10 protein-coding genes are annotated in these 17,474 nt (G+C 68.9%); all 10 read right to left on the bottom strand.

All coding sequences use genetic code 11. From position 1 onward, the window contains the following. Nucleotides 1–25: 25 nt before the first annotated feature. Nucleotides 26–1,759, bottom strand: a complete 1,734-nt coding sequence (locus tag A9A59_RS09990) for an NADH-ubiquinone oxidoreductase-F iron-sulfur binding region domain-containing protein (protein ID WP_098504128.1) — start codon at nt 1,757–1,759, stop codon at nt 26–28. Further along, nucleotides 1,756–2,229 (bottom strand): NADH-quinone oxidoreductase subunit NuoE family protein, encoded by a 474-nt coding sequence (locus A9A59_RS09995; protein WP_098504129.1) that lies wholly within the window; start codon nt 2,227–2,229, stop codon nt 1,756–1,758. Before A9A59_RS09995 ends, A9A59_RS09990 begins: the two co-directional genes overlap by 4 nt. A gap of 72 nt (nt 2,230–2,301) precedes the next feature. Then, nucleotides 2,302–3,636 carry an NAD(P)/FAD-dependent oxidoreductase gene (locus A9A59_RS10000; RefSeq protein WP_165772648.1) on the bottom strand — a complete coding sequence of 445 codons (1,335 nt, stop codon included), beginning with the start codon at nt 3,634–3,636 and terminating at the stop codon, nt 2,302–2,304. Then, nucleotides 3,633–4,634 carry a lysylphosphatidylglycerol synthase transmembrane domain-containing protein gene (locus tag A9A59_RS10005; RefSeq protein ID WP_165772649.1) on the bottom strand — a complete coding sequence of 334 codons (1,002 nt, stop codon included), beginning with the start codon at nt 4,632–4,634 and terminating at the stop codon, nt 3,633–3,635. The genes A9A59_RS10000 and A9A59_RS10005 overlap by 4 nt, the downstream gene beginning before the upstream one ends. A 17-nt stretch (nt 4,635–4,651) precedes the next feature. Then, nucleotides 4,652–7,900: a flippase activity-associated protein Agl23 gene (locus A9A59_RS10010; protein WP_106427073.1), complete on the bottom strand. Its 3,249-nt coding sequence runs from the start codon at nt 7,898–7,900 to the stop codon at nt 4,652–4,654. Then, nucleotides 7,897–9,522, bottom strand: coding sequence for a hypothetical protein (locus A9A59_RS13555; RefSeq protein ID WP_133117588.1), 1,626 nt, complete (start codon nt 9,520–9,522; stop codon nt 7,897–7,899). Before A9A59_RS13555 ends, A9A59_RS10010 begins: the two co-directional genes overlap by 4 nt. Then, nucleotides 9,519–11,951: a DUF2298 domain-containing protein gene (locus A9A59_RS10015; protein WP_098504133.1), complete on the bottom strand. Its 2,433-nt coding sequence runs from the start codon at nt 11,949–11,951 to the stop codon at nt 9,519–9,521. Before A9A59_RS10015 ends, A9A59_RS13555 begins: the two co-directional genes overlap by 4 nt. A 5-nt stretch (nt 11,952–11,956) precedes the next feature. Then, the gene (gene ftsY / locus A9A59_RS10020) at nt 11,957–12,967 is read right to left on the bottom strand and encodes a signal recognition particle-docking protein FtsY (protein ID WP_098504134.1); all 1,011 of its coding nucleotides are present in this window, start codon (nt 12,965–12,967) and stop codon (nt 11,957–11,959) included. Between the two features lie 61 nt (nt 12,968–13,028). After that, nucleotides 13,029–16,673 carry a chromosome segregation protein SMC gene (gene smc / locus A9A59_RS10025; RefSeq protein WP_098504135.1) on the bottom strand — a complete coding sequence of 1,215 codons (3,645 nt, stop codon included), beginning with the start codon at nt 16,671–16,673 and terminating at the stop codon, nt 13,029–13,031. Then, nucleotides 16,664–17,386: a ribonuclease III gene (gene rnc, locus A9A59_RS10030; protein ID WP_165772650.1), complete on the bottom strand. Its 723-nt coding sequence runs from the start codon at nt 17,384–17,386 to the stop codon at nt 16,664–16,666. Before rnc ends, smc begins: the two co-directional genes overlap by 10 nt. Nucleotides 17,387–17,474 lie beyond the last annotated feature (88 nt).

Genomic DNA, 17,474 nt, shown 5'->3' on the forward strand with positions numbered 1-17,474 from the left:
CGCGGGCGAACGGATGTGCGCCGGCTCAGTCGGCCGCGGCGGCGACCGGTGCAGCAGTCTTGCGCGCCCAGCGCCCTGGCATCAGCCCCTTGCAGACGCCAGCGCGGCAGACCTTATCGACGATGTGCTCTTCGTACTCGTCGCGGAACGTTTTGAGCGAAGTCTTGATACTGGTCATCGCGAACTGGCCGTGGAGGCAGTTCGACCAGACGAGCGTGCCGATCAGCCGTTCGAAGTTCTCGAGGTCGGCGTCGCGGCCGCCGCCGGCCTGGATGCGGCGGAGAATCTCGACCGCGCGCTGGGTACCGCCGTGGCAGGTGGTGCAGCGGCCGCAGCTTTCGTCTTCGCAGAAGCCGAGGAAGAACAGGCAGAGGTCGACGATGCAGGCCGACTGGTCGAAGAAGACGACGCCGCCGGAACCGAGGAACATGCCGCGCTCACGGTACGGGTCGAGCGTGAGGGGCAGGTCGATATCGGAAGCCGGGAGCACGCCGGAGAGCGGGCCCCCGGGCTGGAAGCCCTTGAGCGGGAGGTCCCCGCTGAGGCCGCCGGCGTACTGCTCGAGCAGGGTGCGGACCTTCGGCCCGAAAGGGATTTCGATGCAGCCGGCCTGTTTGACGTGCCCGGAGAAGGTGAACATCTTGGTGCCCTTCTCCTTGACGTCGGAGACCGAACTCCACCACCGGGCGCCGTGCCGGAGAATGAGGGGCGCGTTGGCGTACGACTCGACGTTGTTGACGTTCGTCGGCTTGTTCCAGAGGCCGGCCTGCGCCGGGAAGGGCGGCTTGATGCGCGGCATGCCGCGGTAGCTGTCGATGGAGTTGATGAGGCCGGTCTCCTCGCCGCAGACGTACGAACCGGCGCCGAGGAAGACGATCAGGTCGAAATTTTTGCCGGTGCCGAGAATGTCTTTCCCGAGAAGCCCCCGCTCATACGCCTGGGCCACGGCCTTCTGCATCCGTTCGAAGGCGAGCGGGTATTCGTAACGGATGTAGATGTAGCCTTCGTCGGCGTGGGAGGCGAGGGCGGCGATGAGCATGCCTTCGATGACGAGATGCGGGTCGCCCTCGAGGAGGATGCGGTTGACCCAGGCGCCGGGGTCGCCTTCGTCAGCGTTGCAGACGAGATAGCGCGGCGAGGCCGTGGCGTTCCGGAGGAAGTCCCACTTCCGCCCGGTGGGGAAACCGCCGCCGCCGCGGCCGCCAAGCCCGGAATCGAGCACCTCCTTGATGATCGCTTCGGGCTCCATCTCGAGCGCTTTGCCGAACCCTTCGTAGCCGCCGTGGGCGAGGTAGTGGTCGATGTTCTCGGGGTCGGTCCGCCCGAGGTTCGCCATCAGGCGGCGCACCTGCCCTTTCATGAAGGGATGGTCCTCGAGGAGCGGGATTTCGGGCGTGGCGTTGCCTTCGATGACGCCGATGGCGAGTTCGGGGAGGTCGCGCCCGGCGGCGATAGCGGCGATCAAATCGTCGACCCGGTCGGGGGTGATATTTCCGTAGAGCACCGCGTGGGTCCCGGCGGCGGAGCGCACCGTGACGCACGGCTCCATCCAGCAGAAGCCCCAGGAGCCGGTGATGCCCACATCGGCGTCGATTTTTCGGCTGGCGGCTGCCTCGCGGAGGCGCGCGAGCGTTTCTTCGGCGCCCCGGGCGATGGACGAGGTGTCGAGTGTGACGCGGACCCGGACGCGGCCGGACGCCTGCTCAGCGTTCCAGGCGGCCTTCGCAGTGTCGATGAGCTTTTGCAGGCGCGCGTTCATTCCCCATCCCTCAGCGAGCGAATGATGTCCCGGGCGGATTCGGGCGTCAGGTTGCCGCGGACGCGCCCGTTGACCCAGATCTGGGGCGCTTCGTGGCAGGTGCCGTTGCACTGCCCGACATGGAGACCGAACCGGTGGTCGGGCGTCTGTTCGTCGAGGCCGATGCCGAGTTCCTCCTGGATGGCTTCGCGAATCGCTTCACCGCCGCGGAGCCTGCACGCTGGTCCGCAGCACCAGGCAATCTCATACCTGGCCGGAGGGTGGAGCCGGAAGTCGCTGTAGAAGGTAACGGCTCCATAGATGAGCGCGGGGGTGGTGTTCAGCTGGCGAGCGATGACCTCGATCGCGGCGCGCGGGACCCAGCCGTAGGTGCGCTGGACTTTGTGCAGTGCGGGCAGGACGTGCCCGCGACCGGGCTGGAATTCGGCGACGAGCTCCCGGAGCTCCTGCAAACCGGGTTCAGCGGCCATCGACCGGACCTCTCGCTTGTGAAATTCGGTGCAACTGTAGCAGACAGGGGGCTAATCGGCGCGTGAGCCGGGTCAGATGCCCGCCCCGCGAGCCCCTTCGGCGCGGGTGTGGTCCTCGTGAATGAGGCGAGCCGCCTTCTCGCCGAGGAGGAGGCTGTAGTTCTGGCCGCGGTCCTCGGGGTAGACCTGCGTGGTGTTCGAAAGGTAGAGACCGGCGATGCCCGTGTGCATGTCCGGTATGGAGCGGGAGTAGTGGGTCGTGATGACCGGCTGGCCGCCCGGGTCCTTGAAGAACCATTTCTCCCGGACCCAGGAGGGGTCGAACGCCGGGTTGAGGCGGCGGATCCCGTCGAGGTAGTGGGCGAAGACGGCGTCCGCGTCCATTTGGAGGACAGGGTGGTCGGGCGCAGTGTAATTGGAAAGGTAGACGACGTGATTGCCGCCGTACCGCTCGGGAGGCATGAAGTTGGTGTGCTCGATGCAGGCGACGAACGGCAGGTCATCGCCGATGGAGAGCCAGTAGTAGGGCGTCAGCGGCCGGTCGAGCGCGAGCACGAGACAGGTTGCCCACTGGTACCGGACACGTTCGAGCACGGCGCGGTAACCGGGCGGGAGCCCGGGGGCGATCTTCAGCGCGATGACATTTGGGACAGTCAGGAGGACCGCGTCGAACGAGTGGAACGTGCCGGCGGCCCGGAGGCCGGTCACCCGGCCACCGTCGCTGACGACGGTCTCGACGGGGGTCCGGAGGTAGATGGCGACGCCCTGCGCCTCGAGCCGGTCGGCCAGCGCGCGGTAGTACCGTTTGAACGAGCCCTCGAGGTAGCCGAGCACCTCTTTTGAGGAGCCGCCCCTCCGGGAGGCGAAGCGGAGGTAGATTTTGTTCCAGAGCCAGACCATCCCGACCTGGTCGGCCTGGTCGGCGAACTTCCCCTTGAGCAGCGGTCCCCAGAAGGCATCGAACGCCTTTTGGCCAACCGCACGGAGCATCCATTCGCGGGCAGTGACGGCCTCGTACCGCTGAACGCCGTCGGCCCGGCGCCGCAGCCAGAGCGCGGCCAGCCCGAGGCGGATGCGGCTGGTGAGGGGAATGGCCGTGAAGCGGAGGAGGTCGAGCGGCGTGACGAACGGGTACATCCGGCCCCGGACGAAATGGGCGTTGCGCGGCTCAATCCAGCGGAGGTACTGGCCGAGACCGAGCTCCTCGATGTAGCGGATGACCGTCGTGTCGCTGGTGAAGATGTGGTGGTAGAAGCACTCGAGCTCTTCGCCGCCAACGGGAAAGGTGACGACCTGCCCGCCGACTTCCTCGCGGCCTTCAAAGAGGACGACCTCGTGGCCGAGGTCGCGGAGAACGCGGGCGGCGGCGAGGCCCGCGACCCCGGCGCCGACGATGCCAACCCTCACGGCACCACCCCCTGCTCCTCGACCTCGACCCGGGTGATCCTGCGGAACGAGACGCCGAAGCTCCAGAGGAGAATCAGCCCGAGCACGGTCGTCGGGATGAGGATGACACCGTGGGCGACGACCGAGTACGCCGAAGCGACCGCGGGGTCGACGCTGGCTGCAACGAGTACCAGCTTGGCCGCCCATTCGAACGGGCCTGTACCGCCGAAAAAGGTGGGGATGATGATCGCGAGGTTGGCGGCCGCGAGCAGAAGGCAGTAGTGGGCGAAGCTGACGTCCATATCGAAGCCACGGCCAATCACCGCGTAGGCGCCGGCCTCGATGGTCCATGCCAGCCCGGAGAATGCTGCAACGAGGAGGAGCGGTGCTGGCCGGTGGACCGAACGGAGACTGCGCACGAGATTTTCGGCCACGGATTCGAAGTGCGGCTCGAAGCGGCCGGGCAGCCAGCGCAGGAGGTAGTGAATGACCCGGTGCGCGCGCTCTTCGCGCAGGGTCAGGAGGTAGAACCCGACTACGGCAGCCAGGAAGAGGATGGTGGACGCGACCGCAATCGCCCGCAATCGGCCATCTTCAAAGCCGACAAGCGCGCCGGCGATGAGCAGCATGAGGACCAGTGTACAGCCATCGAACAGCCGCTCGACGGCGATGGTGCCGAAGGTGCCCATCTTCGAGACACGCTCACGGTCGCCGAGGACGTAGGCGCGGACGACCTCGCCGGCGCGCGCCGGGAGGAGGTTGTTCGCCATATACCCGATGATGGCGTACGGGAAGAGCCGGGCGGGGCTCATTGGGGCGACAGGCCGCATGAGCACCGACCAGCGGATGCACCGGGCGACGATCGCGATGAACAGGACGGCCGTCCCGGGGATGAGCCAGCGGTAATCTGCGTCGCCGAGGGCACCGGCCAGCTCCCGGGGATGGGTGGCGCGGAGGAACAGCGCGATGAGGATTGCGCTGACGGCAAGGCTGACCCAGAAGCGGAGGGAGCGGACCACGTGCGGCCTTTCGGGGGTCAATCAGGGAGGTCGAAGCGGCGGACGCGCGCTGCGCCGCCCTCGACAATCCAGAGCTTACCACCGGGTGTTTCGACCATCCCGTAGGGCCGCGACAGGGGTTCCGCGGTCGGCCGAATTTCGGCGGCCGGGCGGCCATCGGGGGTATAGATGCGGACGAGGTTGAGCGACGGGAGGCTGACGGCGATGCGGCCATCGGCGAGGACGCGGAGATACGGTTTATCGGTCACGTCCTGGCCGCCCCACCCTTCAACGCGGAATTCTGACCGGTAGGAGCCGTCGGGTTCGAGCACCTGGACGCGCCGGTTGTACATGTCGGCGACATAGACGGCCCCATCGGGCCCGAGCGCGAGCCCGACCGGCTCGTCAAATTCGCCGGGGCCGCTGCCAGGGCGGCCGACCGTCCGGACGAACTCGCCGGCCAGGGTGTAGACCTGGATCCGGTCGTGGCCGGTGTCGGTGACCCAGACAGTGCCGTCAGGGAGGACGACGGCATCGCGCGGGCCGAACAGGTCGAACGGCCCGGGCGTTGCTCCGGTCGGCGGCTGGCCGAAGGTGGCGATGGGCCGGAGGCCGGCGTCGAAGATGCGGATACGCCAGCCAAAAGTATCGGCCACGACGACTTCGCCGCCCGGACCAATCGCAAGGCCCCAGGGCTCGGACTGTTCGTTTCGGTCCTGGGGGTCGACGCGGATGTCAACCGACTGGAGGACGTTGCCTTCGGAGTCGAACTTCTGGAGCCGCTTCGTTGCACTGTCGATGACGTAGAGGTTGCCGGCAGCGTCGCGCTCGATATCGACCGGGCTGAAGAACTGACCGGGCTGGTAGCCGGCGCCGCCGAAGAGGGCGCGTCCTTCGCTATCGGTGGTTGGTCGCGGCGGTTCGACGGGCTCGGAGCGGAGGCGGCCGGCGGCCGGGTCGAAGTTCGCAGGAAGGAAGGCGTAGGCATCGGTCGAGCCGGGAGGCCGGCCAGGGTCGTGGTCGCGCCAGTAGCGCGCCCAGGCGTTGAGCCAGCCGCGCTCGGTGATGCCGTTCCAGATATGGCGCCAGGTGGCGAGGCGGAAGGGGCCGCAATTGCCGGAGTTCGAGGTGCAGGCCTGGCCCTTCTCGACCGCCATCGCCCACTTGTAGGTCTCGTCGTACCACCAGCGGTGGGGATAGCGGACGGGCGCCGCGTACTGCGTGGTCGTGGGGCGGGCAAGGTAGTCCTGGATGCGGCCGAGGTTGCCGGCAGCGACGAGCATCACCTGGTACTGCCCCGGGGGTTCGCCTGTCGAGAAGTCGAGGTACGAGACAGCACGGTAGTCCCGCAGGTACCAGGCCCACGGCCAGGCGAAGGAGTCGGTCGTATCGACGGCGATGGGGAGGTCATAACCAAGGCCGGTCGCCGCAGCCAGCGCGTTCACCTGGTCGGCGATGTCCTTCAGCTGCGGAGAACTCTGGGTGTAGACCAGGAGGTCCTTCGGCACGTCGCCGCGTTCGTACGCGGCCTGGACCATGGTGCGGAAGGAGAACGGGGCGAGCGCGCCGACGATGGCAACGGCGGCCACTGGCCGCCAGGCGCCCGCTCCGAGTCCGCGACCGATGACGACCACGACGGCGACCGCACCGGCTGCGAGGCCCAGACGGAACAGCGCGGCAGCCTGGCCCCCGGGGAGGTAGGCGATGGCGAGGAGCGCACCGAACGCCACGAGCGCCGCCGACCCGAGGCTGGTCAGCAGCCTGGCCGAGACGGGGGGCCGGTCCTTCCAGCTATCCCAGGCGCGCTGCAGACACCACGCAGCGAGAAGGCAGGCAGGGAGGGCGATATGCGTGTTCAGCCAGGGCATCTTTTCGGCGCCCCAGGAGAGGGCAAGCCAGATACCGACCAGCCAGGTGACGAGGAACCGCGAAAAGGCGTCGCCGCGGACGACCGCCCACCAGCCCCCGAAGAGGATGAGCGCCAGGGGGAGGAATTCGTAGGCGAACATCAACAGGTAGTAGTAGAACCAGGGCTGCTCGCCGCGGTGGGCATCCTGCTGGCTGTACCAGTAGTCGAGCGAACCCCAGGGACCGCTGACGAGCCCGTTCAGGTTCGTCCAGAGGGAGGTCATCAGGGTGAGGTAGGCGAGGGCGCTGAGCGCGAAGGCGATGCCCCAAAGTTTCGGCTTCCACTGCAGACCGGCGAAGGCTGCCATGCTGGTCGTCACAGTGAAGAGGCCGAGCAGGGCAATGGCATCGCGGACGTCGATTGGGCCCTGGAGGCGTTTCTCCCAGCTCAGCCGGTCTTTCTCAATGATGCCGAGCGGCTCGAGGAGGGTGACCCGGGCCACCGGTGTGAGGAGGGGCAGGCAGAACGTGCCCAGCAGGAGCAGGACGCCGGCGGGCCGGGGCAGGTCGTCGCCCCAGTCGAGGCGCCGCCGGAGCGGACCAATGAACGGCCAGAATGCGACGAGCACCCACGCGTACGGTGCGAACGCGACCGCCAGTGCGAAGCGGCGCACCGGGGTATCGAGCGCAGCGCTGGCGCGGAGCCGGTCTTCGGCGGCGGCCCGCTCGGGCGGGGCAAGCGCGGACACATCGAGGCGGGCCAGGTCGTCGCGGAGGAATCGCTCGGACCGGCCCGCGAGCGTTCGGCGAGCGAGGATCGCGGCCGTATAGAGGTCGAGGTACACCAGCATGGCGGCGAAGACGAGGAATGAGCCTTCCTTCGTCAGAACGTTGCCGGTGAAGCCGGCGGCGAACACGTAGAGCCAGCGGTCCCGGCCTTCGTCGATGTAGCGCCACATGGCAACGACCATCAGCAGGGTGAAGGCCGCCATGTAAATGTCCTCGCGGAAGAAGCGGCTGAAGTAGACGAGCGTCGGGGAGAAGGCGATGAGCGCGACGGCGGCGAAGGTGCCCACGGGGCCAAGCCGGCGGCGGAGGAGCAGCGGCAGCGCCACCACTGCCATGCCCGCCAAAGCCGCCGTGAGTCGGCTCGTGTAGTCGTTAGCGCCAAAAACAAAGAAGGCGGCGGCCTGGACGTGATAGTAGAACGGGCCGTGAAAAATAGGGCTGTGCCGGTAGTTGCCCTGGAGGAGGCCCCACGACCACTGGGCGTGGATGCTCTCGTCGTGGTGCAGCGCTCGCGAGCCGAGGTCCCAGAAGCGGAGCGCTATGGCAGCCGCAAAGACGAGCGCGTACAGCACCACCTCAGGAGAGAGCGGGATGCGCACCGCAAGGGCGCGTTCGAGCCGGCTCGTTTGGGCTGTTGGGGCCAACGTCACGGCTGCTCCCTCGCATAGACCGCTGCCTGGAGGTCGCGCACAGGTAGAGTATTGCGGTTCGCCAGCCAGCGGAGATAGTCGAGGAAGCCCGGTTCTGGACCGCGCCTTTCCCTGACGAGAACCCAGCGGCCTTCGAAAGTGCGGTAGCCGTCCGACGGCGGACCGCCGACCTGCCAGACGACAACGCTGGCATTGGGAGGGATGCGGCTGGTGACGACGAGCCCGCGACTGCCGCGGAGGGGCCAGGTAAGCGCGTCCGCAAGGTCGGGGTGGATCGCCACGACGCCCGCGGGGTCCCGCGCAGGACCGGTGACGATATCGCGGATCTCGGCGGCCTGGAGCGTGGTCACCGGGGATGGCAGCGGCTCGTTGGGGCTTCCGGTGGCGACCGCGAATCCCCCGGCGAGCCAGGGGATGACAGCTGCCGCGGCGAAGGGGAGGATGGCGGCAGGCCGGTTGCGCGGCGAACGGGCGACCAGCGTGATTCCTCCAGCGGCCACGCCGGCCAGGACGATGACGGCGGCCACCTCAGTGGAGCGCCCGACACGGTCGAGGCGCGCCCAATCCAGGAGCGGGCCGACGACCACGAGGACGGCACCGAGCGCAGCCGCAAGCGGCCAGCCGGCGTTGCGCCAGTCGACCTCGCCGAGCCGATCGATGAGCCGGGCGAGTGCGCTGCCCGCCGGTATCGCTGCCGCCGCAGTCACGGCCGAGACCGGGAGCAGGTCTCGTGCGCCGCCGGCGAGGAACAGCCAGGCCGCGGCGGCGGGAAACCAGGCTGCGACCACACGGTCGAGGCCTGGGGGGAAGGCGCGTGACTTCCGATTGAGGACTTCGACGGCCAGGCCCGCCGCGGCCACAAGGGCGGGGCCCCATGCGTAGAGGACGAACAGCCGCCGGGACGTTTCGCTCGCCCAGTGCTCGTTGAAACCGAGGGCGAAGGCGTCGAACGGGGGCACAGTCACGCCCTGCCACCCAAACCCGAACCCAACGCTCGCGAGCACGACGCCGCCCAGTGAGCCGACCACAGCAGCAGCAACGTGCAGCCACGGCACCGATCGCACCTGCGGGGCGACGACAGCCGCGGCGAGGAGGAGCGGCAGGCAAACGGGGCCTGAGGTTGCCCAGAGGAACCCGAGCAGGCCGAGCAGCCACGGGCGCGGGCCCAGGCTTTGCAGGAGGGCGAGTGAACCGAACGCCAGGGGGAGATCGAGCGCGGCCAGGGAGGCCGCCGGGCCGAGGACGAGCTGGAGCGGGTCGAACGCAAGCAGGAGGAGCGCAGCGATGGCGGCCGGTTCGCCGATGCTGCGCCGGAGGGCATAGAGCGACCACGGGACCGTCAGTGCGGCCGCCAGCGCCAGCAGCCGCGAAGGTGTCTCCGACTCTGAGAGCTGGAGGAGCGCGGCAGACACCGCCTGGAACAGCGTTGGAACGTACCGCGGGTCATCGAAGCCGGCACGAGCCTGCCATGCACCTGACAGCGACCAGAGTTCGACTCCGCCCACCGGGAGGGAGAGCAGGGCTGCGATGCGCATGCCGGCGTATGCGGCGGTGGCCGCCGCCCAGGCAAGCGCGGCGACCGGTATCGTCGGACGGCCGGCGGGAAGTGACGCCTCGGTCATGGTGCGCTCACGGGGCGGTACTCGGGCAGCCGGTAGACCCGGTACCGCCCGGATTCGAAGACACGGTCGAGGAAGGTGTCGTAGTCAGGGAACGGGCCGGGATAGCGGGCCAGCTCGACCGCACCGACCACGAGGTACTCTGCGCCGAAGTCGCGCATGACTGAGACAACCCGATCGGGGCTGGTGGTGAGGTAGGCGCTGTCGACGGCGTCCTGCCGTTGAAGCAGGCGGCTCCGGTTCGCCTCGGAATCGCCGCGCCACTGAATCTCGTGGAAGTACCAGCCAATCGGCGTCTGCCTGCCGGTGCGCGAGGCGATACGGCCGGCGTCGGTGTAGTCGACGTTCGCGTCAACCATAGTCCGGTTCCCGGCGGCATCGATGGCCCACCGCCGGCCGGTCGCCTCGATGACGACCGCGCCCGGGGGCGTGTTCGCCGCAACCCAGCGGGTGATGGCGTACTCGTCGGGGTCGGATGCCTGGAGCCAGGCCAGCCCGTCGATGGCAGTCGCCCGGGAAAAGCCCTCGGTCCGGTTGAACACGGCAAGCAGGGGATAGGCGAGCCCGGCAGCGACAAGCAGGCCCAGCGGGAGGAGGGCGGCGCGGGCCACCGCAGGGCGCGGGAGCTGGAGGCAGCGCGGCCCACGGGTGACTGCGGCGGCGACCACACCAGAAAGGGCGACGGCACCGGCGATTCCCAGGAGCAGCCAGGCCTGGTAGCTGAGCTTGAAGACGGTGTTCAGGCGGGGGACCGACCCGTAGAAGATGTCGCGGATTAGGAAGAGTTCGGCCCCGTAGAGAAGGAGGAAGCCCAGCGCGGCGAGCGCTGCCGCGGGAGCTGCCCCCCGGCGGACAACTGCATGGGTCAGCGCAAGCGCGCCCAGGGACCAGGCGGCGAGTCCGAGAACCGCCAGCGTGACCCAGCCGCCCGAGCCGCGGGCATCGGCACCGGTTGCAAGGTCGCCGCGGGCAGCGGCGAAGGCGACCCACCCGACGAAGGGGACGACTGCGACCCATCCGGCGGCGACCGCGGGCGGGCCGAGGCGTTCCCGGCCCGGGTAGGCGGCGAGCAGCAGCGCCGCCGCCGCCAGGCCGGGAACGCCGAACTGGAGAAAGGCGTGGGCCGGACGGGTGCCCTCGCCGACGTACGGCAGGAGCCCGCTCGCCTGGGAGCTGAAGGTGAGCCACCACGGCGCGTAGAGCGCGACTGCTGCCGCCCCGGCCGGGGCGAGGAACGCCGCAGCGCCGGCAAGGGCGCGCACCACGGGCATCAGCCGGGCGTTGCGGCCGATGGCCGCCAGCGCAAGCAGGGCCGAGAAGGTGATGACATCCCAGGCGTTCTGGAAGGCGAGCGCGCCGAAAATGGCGCCGAGCACGGCCGGCTCCCAGGGCCGGGCACGGGCGCGCCGCCAGGTGAGCGGCGTCCGGTCCCGCCAGAGGGCGAGGGCGATACCGGTCGCGAGGGTGACCAGCGGGAGGGCCATGACGTGCGGATGGAGGTCGCCGAGGAGGAAGCTGAACGACGGGAACTCGGTAATGGTCCCGGGGATGACCCGGGAGCCGCGCCACCAAAACCAGTACTCCGTGGGGTACCACGCTGATGTGCGCGAGCCTGCGGGGCCGGCGTAGCAGTTCGCGGTTGTTCCCGGCTCGCAGGGGAGGAGGTAGTCGACGCCGAACGCACGGTAGAGCGGTTCGCTGTATCGCTCATGGGCTGCCGCCCATTCGAAGACGGCCGAGAGGGAGCCCACGAACAGGACGAGGACGATGGCAGCAGCAGGCGCGACCGCGGCGTAGCGGCGCGCCCGCGCGGGGAGGGCCCAGCGGCCCAGCGCCCATGCCACGGATACGAGCCCGGAGGCTGTCGCTGCGAAGGTCGCGGCGAGCCCGAGGTTGTAGCCGACGGACGACGGGACCCCGGGTATGGCGGTGAGCACCCCGGTCTGCAGGTAGCCGAAGTAGTAGTAGCTAACGGGCTCGCCGGCAAGCCACGGGTCGCGGGGAGGGTACTCGGGCGAAGTAAGCGTCGCGTTGAGGAAGAGGAGGTCCATCGGCTGCTCGGTCCCGACGATTTCCGGGTTGTAGGAGCGGAAGGCTGTGTATGCGAGGAACGCTGCGGAGTAGACGGATGCGGCGATGACGATGCCGACGAGGAGGCGCGCCCGGTCGGCGCGGCGCCAGCGGATGTGCCGGGAGACGAACGCGGCACCGGCCCCCGCCAGCGCAGCGGCGATGAGGTAGCCGCCCCGGCCGGGCGGCAGCACGTCTACCACGCGCAGGAGGAAATACGGGAGGGAGACAGCGAGCAGGCCAAGGGGGATAGCGAGCCCGGCTCCCATGTCGGGGAGGCGCCGGAGGAGAACGGCAGCGAGCGGCAGGCCGATCGCTCCGAGGGCGAGCGAAGCGAGCAGCGTCGCAAGGACAGCCTCCATGGCGCTCAGGCCAGCAGGGAGTCGACGAACTCGACGGGGTCGAAGGGCGCGAGGTCCTCCATCCGCTCCCCGGTGCCGATAAACCGGACAGGTATACCGAGTTCGTGTGCAATCGCGAAGGCGATGCCGCCCTTTGCCGTGCCATCGAGCTTGGCGAGGACGATGCCGGTCACGCCCACCGCGCCCGTGAATGTGCGCGCCTGCTGGAGGCCGTTCTGGCCGGTCGTCGCGTCGAGCACGAGGAGCGTCTCGTGGGGAGCCGAGGGGTCCTTGCGCTTGATGACGCGGTCAATCTTCTTCAGCTCCTCCATCAGGTTCGACTTGGTGTGGAGGCGCCCGGCGGTATCGATGATGACGACATCGGCGCGCGAGGATTCGGCAGCGGCGAGCGTATCGAACGCGACCGCGCCCGGGTCCGCGCCCGGCTGGTGAGCGACGACGCGGACACCGACCCGCTCGCCCCAGACCTTCAGCTGGTCCGTGGCCGCCGCCCGGAAGGTGTCAGCGGCGCCGAGGATGACGGTCGCACCGTCGCGCTTGAACGCATGGGCCATCTTGGCGATGGTCGTCGTCTTGCCGGCACCGTTGACGCCGACGACGAGGATGACGAGCGGAGCAGGGGCATCAGGCCGCGACCACGCGGGGACGGTCCCCCCGGGCTCGCGGAGGGTGGCGATGAGCTCGTCGCGAAGAATCTCCCGGACGCGGGCCGACTGCTTCACACCCTCCTTTCTCGCGCGCTGGCGCACCCGGTCGAGGATGGCGGTTGTGGTTTCGAGCCCGGCATCGGACCCGATGAGGATCTCCTCGAGTTCGTCCCAGATTGCCTCGCCGAAATCTGCCTTTTCGAATAGCGCGGTGAGACGGCCGAAGATGCCGCGGCGGGTCCGTTCGACGGCGCGGCCGGTCTGCTCGTGGAGCTCGGCGCGTTCTTCGGCGGTCGGCTCAGCGGGAGCCGGCGGCGCGGCCTCGTTTGCCGGCTGAGCCTCTGCGGGTTTTCGACGCCAGAACCTCACAGGCGCACTCCTCTCGGTGCTCTCGGGGCGATGGTACCGGCCGCAGAGTTAGGGGACAGGCTCATGACTGGGGAAGGTCTGACAGCCGGAGGCTGAGGACCTTCGACACGCCATCGCGGCCCATGGAGACGCCGTAAATCGCATCGGCGACCTCGATGGTGCGGCGGTTGTGCGTGACGACGATGAACTGCGTCCGTTCGCTCAGCTTCTTGAGCGCGCCGGTGAAGCGCCCGACGTTGGCTTCGTCGAGGGCGGCATCGACTTCGTCGAGCACGCAGAACGGGGCGGGATTCGCTGTGAGCAGGGCGAACAGGAGCGCCACTGCTGTGAGCGAGCGCTCGCCGCCGGAGAGCAGCGACAGGCTCTTGATCCGCTTGCCGGGCGGCTGGGCCTCAATCTCGATGCCGGACTCGGCGGGGTGCTCCGGGTCGGTGAGGGCGAGGCTGGCATGGCCGCCGCCGAAGAAGGCCTGGAAGTACTCGCCGAACGCACGGTTGACGGTCTCGAAGGTGACGGTGAAGCGAGTCCGGATCTCCTCGTTCAGCTCTGCGATGGCGGTGCGGAGCTGGTCGGCGGCGTCGGTGAGGTCGGCGAGCTGGGTAGTGAGGAACTCATGTCGCTCCTTCAGCTCGTGGTAATCCTCGGGGGCCTCTTCGTTGATGGCGCCGAGGCGGCGAATCTGGCGCCGGAGCTCTTCAATCCGCGCACGGGCGGCTTCGACGTCGATGGCGGCGCCGCCCTGGACGCGAGGCGCTTCCGGCTCACGGGCCGACTCCATGCGCTCCAGCTCGTCGAGACTGACGATCTCGCCGGACGGCGCAGGCCCGAGCCCTTCGCGCTCCATTTCGTGGCGGAGGGATTCGAGCCGTTCGTGGGCCCGGGCGAGCTCGTTCTCGAGGTCGAGCCGGCGCCGGTCGATGGAGAGCAGCTGCTCCTGCGCGGCTGCGAATTCGTCCTGGATGGCGCGCTCGTGATTCTCAAGGCGGTGGAGTTCGTCGCGGTCGGGTGCGGCATCTTCGGCGAACCGCGCCTGCTCCGCGCGGATGGTTTCGAGCTCGCGTGCGAGCCGTTCGAGCCGTTCCTCGATCACGCCGGCTTCGAGTTCGAGGTTGCGCGCCTGGAGCTTCTTCGCCTGGATTTGGGCATCCAGCCGTTCGAGCGCGCGCTCATGCTGCTCCCGCATGGCGAGCAGGGTGCGACGCTCGCCTTCAGCGGCGGCGAGTTTGCTGGACACCTCGCTGACCGCTGCGAGCGCGGCTTCGCGCCGGGCAGTGGCCAGGGCCAGTTCCTCTTCAAGCGTCGCGAGCTCAGCGCGACGCTCGGCGGCGCGGCTTTCCAGCGCCTGGAGAGCAAGCCGCGCCTGCTCAATCTGCTGGAGGCGCCCGGCGCGCTCGCGCTGGATGTCGGCACGCTTGGAGCGGAGGGCATCGGCATCGCGGCGGATGCGGTGGCGGCGCTCCCGCTCCCGCTCAAGGTCGTGCCGCGCGCCCTCGAGAGCCCGGCGGAGCAGTTCGTAGTTTGCCTCGGCCTCGTGGGAGCGCCGGGCGACCTGTTCGATGGCGAGCCGGGCCTGGGCGATGCGTTCCGCAGCGACCTCGGTCCGCCTGCGCAGCTCTTCGATGCGCGCCGGCAGCTCTTCCAGTTCGCGCTGGCGGGCGAACTCGCCCTCGTCGGCCCCCGTCGCTCCGCCGGCGATGACCCCGGTCGGCTCGATGTACACACCATCAAGAGTCACAACGGACCCGAGCGAGCGACGGATCATCCGCATCGCAACCTGGATGTCTTCGACAACGATGACGCGGCCGAGGAGGGTATCGACGAGCGCGCGGACCCGCTGGTCGCAGCGGACGAGCTTTGAGGCAACGCCGACGACGCCGCGCTCCTTCTGGAGGTTGAGCGGGTAGACGTGACGGACGGTATCGAGGGGCAGGAACTGGGCACGCCCCTGCCGGCGCCGCTGGAGTATGGCGATCGCTTCGAGGGCGACCGCTTCGTTTTCGACGATGATGGCGTGCAGGCGGTGTTCGAGCGCGGCGTTGATGGCGATTTCGAGCCCGGGCGGCACCCGGAGCTGGCGTGAGAGCAGGCCGATGACCCCCGGGAGTTCGGGCGGCTCGCCAAGACTGCCGGGTTCGAACTCCTCAATGAGCGCCTGGCCCATGATCAGCACCTGGCGAGTGCCGGCAGCAACGCCGTCATGCTCGGCCTGTACCCGGCGAAGGGCATCGAGCCGCCCCTCGAGGTGATCGAGCTCGCGGAGGTCCTGGTTGCCGGCAGCCTCGTACTCGCGCACCTCCTCCTGGACGCGAAGCAGCTGCTCGCGGGCCGCGTCGGCCTCTTCACGGGCGCGGACAAGCCGTTCCTCGCCCTCGGCGACTGCGGCGCGGGCTTCGGCGATGCGGCGCCGGCTGCCAAGCAGCTCGACGATTGTAGCCTTGCGGCGCGCCACGAGCTGTTCCAGTTCGTGGTCGAGGTCGGCGATGCGCCGCTCCGCGGCTTCGATGTCGGCGCGGAAGGACGCGGCACGACGGTCGTCGCCGTCGGCGCCGTCGCGGAGCTCCTGAACGCGGCTGCGGACCCGCGAGTACTCGCGCTCAGCGGCATCAAGCTCCGCGCGGGCGCGCTCCATCTCGGCGCGGATCGCTTCCGCCTGCCCGGCGATCTCGAGATTGCGGCGGCCATCATCGACATCTGTGCTCGCCAGCGCGAGGCGCTCGGCTTCGAGCGCTTCGAGTTCGCGGCGGACCTCTTCGCTGCGCACGGCGACCATGGAGCGACGCTCGCGGTCAAGGGCGATCGCCTGCTCGGTCGCTGCGATGCGCTGCTCCAGCTCGGCGCTACGGGTATCGCGCCGGGCAATTGCGTCGCGGCGCTTGCGAATCTCGTCGGAGAGGGTACGAAGCTGCTCGCGCAGCTGCTGGACGCGGCGGGCGGCGGCCTCGTTCTCGGCGATGCCCTGGTCGAGGGCTGCACGGACCCGCACGACCGCGTTCTGGGCTTCTGCCCACAGGTGGCCGTAGTAGAGCCTGAGGAGGCTCGCGAGCTCGGCCGTGAGACGGCGATACTCGGCAGCGCGCTCGGCCTGGCGGCTCAGCTGGCTGAGCCGAGGTTCGATCTCCTGGATGACAAGCGCGACCCGCTCAATGTTGTCGCTGGTGGCAGCGAGCCGGTCCTGGGCTTCCTTGATCTTGAGGCGAAACCGCTTGACGTCGGCCGCTTCATCAAGAAACGAGCGGCGTTCGTCGGGGGTCATCGAGAGGACCTCGTCGACCAGGCCCTGGCCCATAATGGAGTAGGAGTTCTGGCCGACGTCGCCCTTCATCAAAAGGTCGAGGATGTCGCGAAGCCGTACGCGCGAGCCGTTGAGCAGGTATTCGCTTTCGCCGTTGCGGTAGAGGCGGCGGGCGATTTCGACCTCTGCGAAGTCGAGCGGGAGCCACCGCTCAGCGTTGTCGAGCGTGAGCGCGACTTCGGCCATGCCAACCGCCGCGCGGTTGCCGGTGCCGGCGAAGATGACATCTTCCTGTTTTTTCGTGCGGAGGAGGCGGGCGCTCTGCTCACCGAGCACCCAGCGGATCGCATCGGCCACATTGCTCTTGCCGGAACCGTTCGGGCCGACGATGGCGGTAATGCCGGGCCCGAAGTCGAAGGTCGTGGTATTGGCGAAGCTCTTGAAGCCGTGGATGGCGAGCCGCTTCAGGTACATGCTGCGCCCTCCTTGCTGCGAAGCCCTTCGAGCGCGGCCTGGGCTGCGCGCTGCTGAGCTTCGCGTTTGCTGCGTCCCTCGCCGCGACCGAGCGGCAGCCCGGCCACTTTGACTTCAACGACAAATCGGCGATGGGGTGCATCCGCCGTATGCTCAACCGTCACATATTCCGGCGGTTCATGCCAGCGAGCCTGGGCAAGGTGCTGCAGCGAGCTCTTCGCGTCGGGCCGAACCCCCTCGCGGATCGCCTGGTCAATCTCGTCGCGCAGAAGACGGCGAATCAGCGCCCTGGCGACCGGCAGGCCCCTGTCGAGGTACACGGCGCCAATCAGGGCTTCCAGCGCGCCGGCGAGGTTCCGTTCGCGGGTGCGGCCGCCCGCGGCCTCCTCGCCGCGCCCGAGGATGAGGAATTCGCCGAGGCCGATGCGGGCTGCTGCACGGGCGAGCGTGCTCCCGCGGACGATTTCGGCGCGGATCCGCGTCAGCTCGCCCTCGCCAGCACCGGGGCAGCGCTCATAGAGCAGCCGCGCGATAACGAGGCCGAGGATCGCATCGCCGAGGAATTCCAGCCGCTCATTGGAGGCCGGGGTGGACGGGTTTTCGTTCAGGTAAGAGGAGTGCGTCAATGCCTGGAGGAGGAGGTCGGGACGAAGCGAGGGGACCCTGAGGCGGGTGAGCAGCTCGGCGCGGTCCCCTGTTTCGGATTGTCCCACGTCCCCTCCGGCCCGGCTGATGGCGCCGGGCAGCCGCGCTGGCGGCTGGAAATGCTAAAGCGCTAACATCGTAGAGAGCCGATTCACG

Source organism: Tepidiforma thermophila, assembly GCF_002563855.1.
GTDB lineage: Bacteria > Chloroflexota > Dehalococcoidia > Tepidiformales > Tepidiformaceae > Tepidiforma > Tepidiforma thermophila.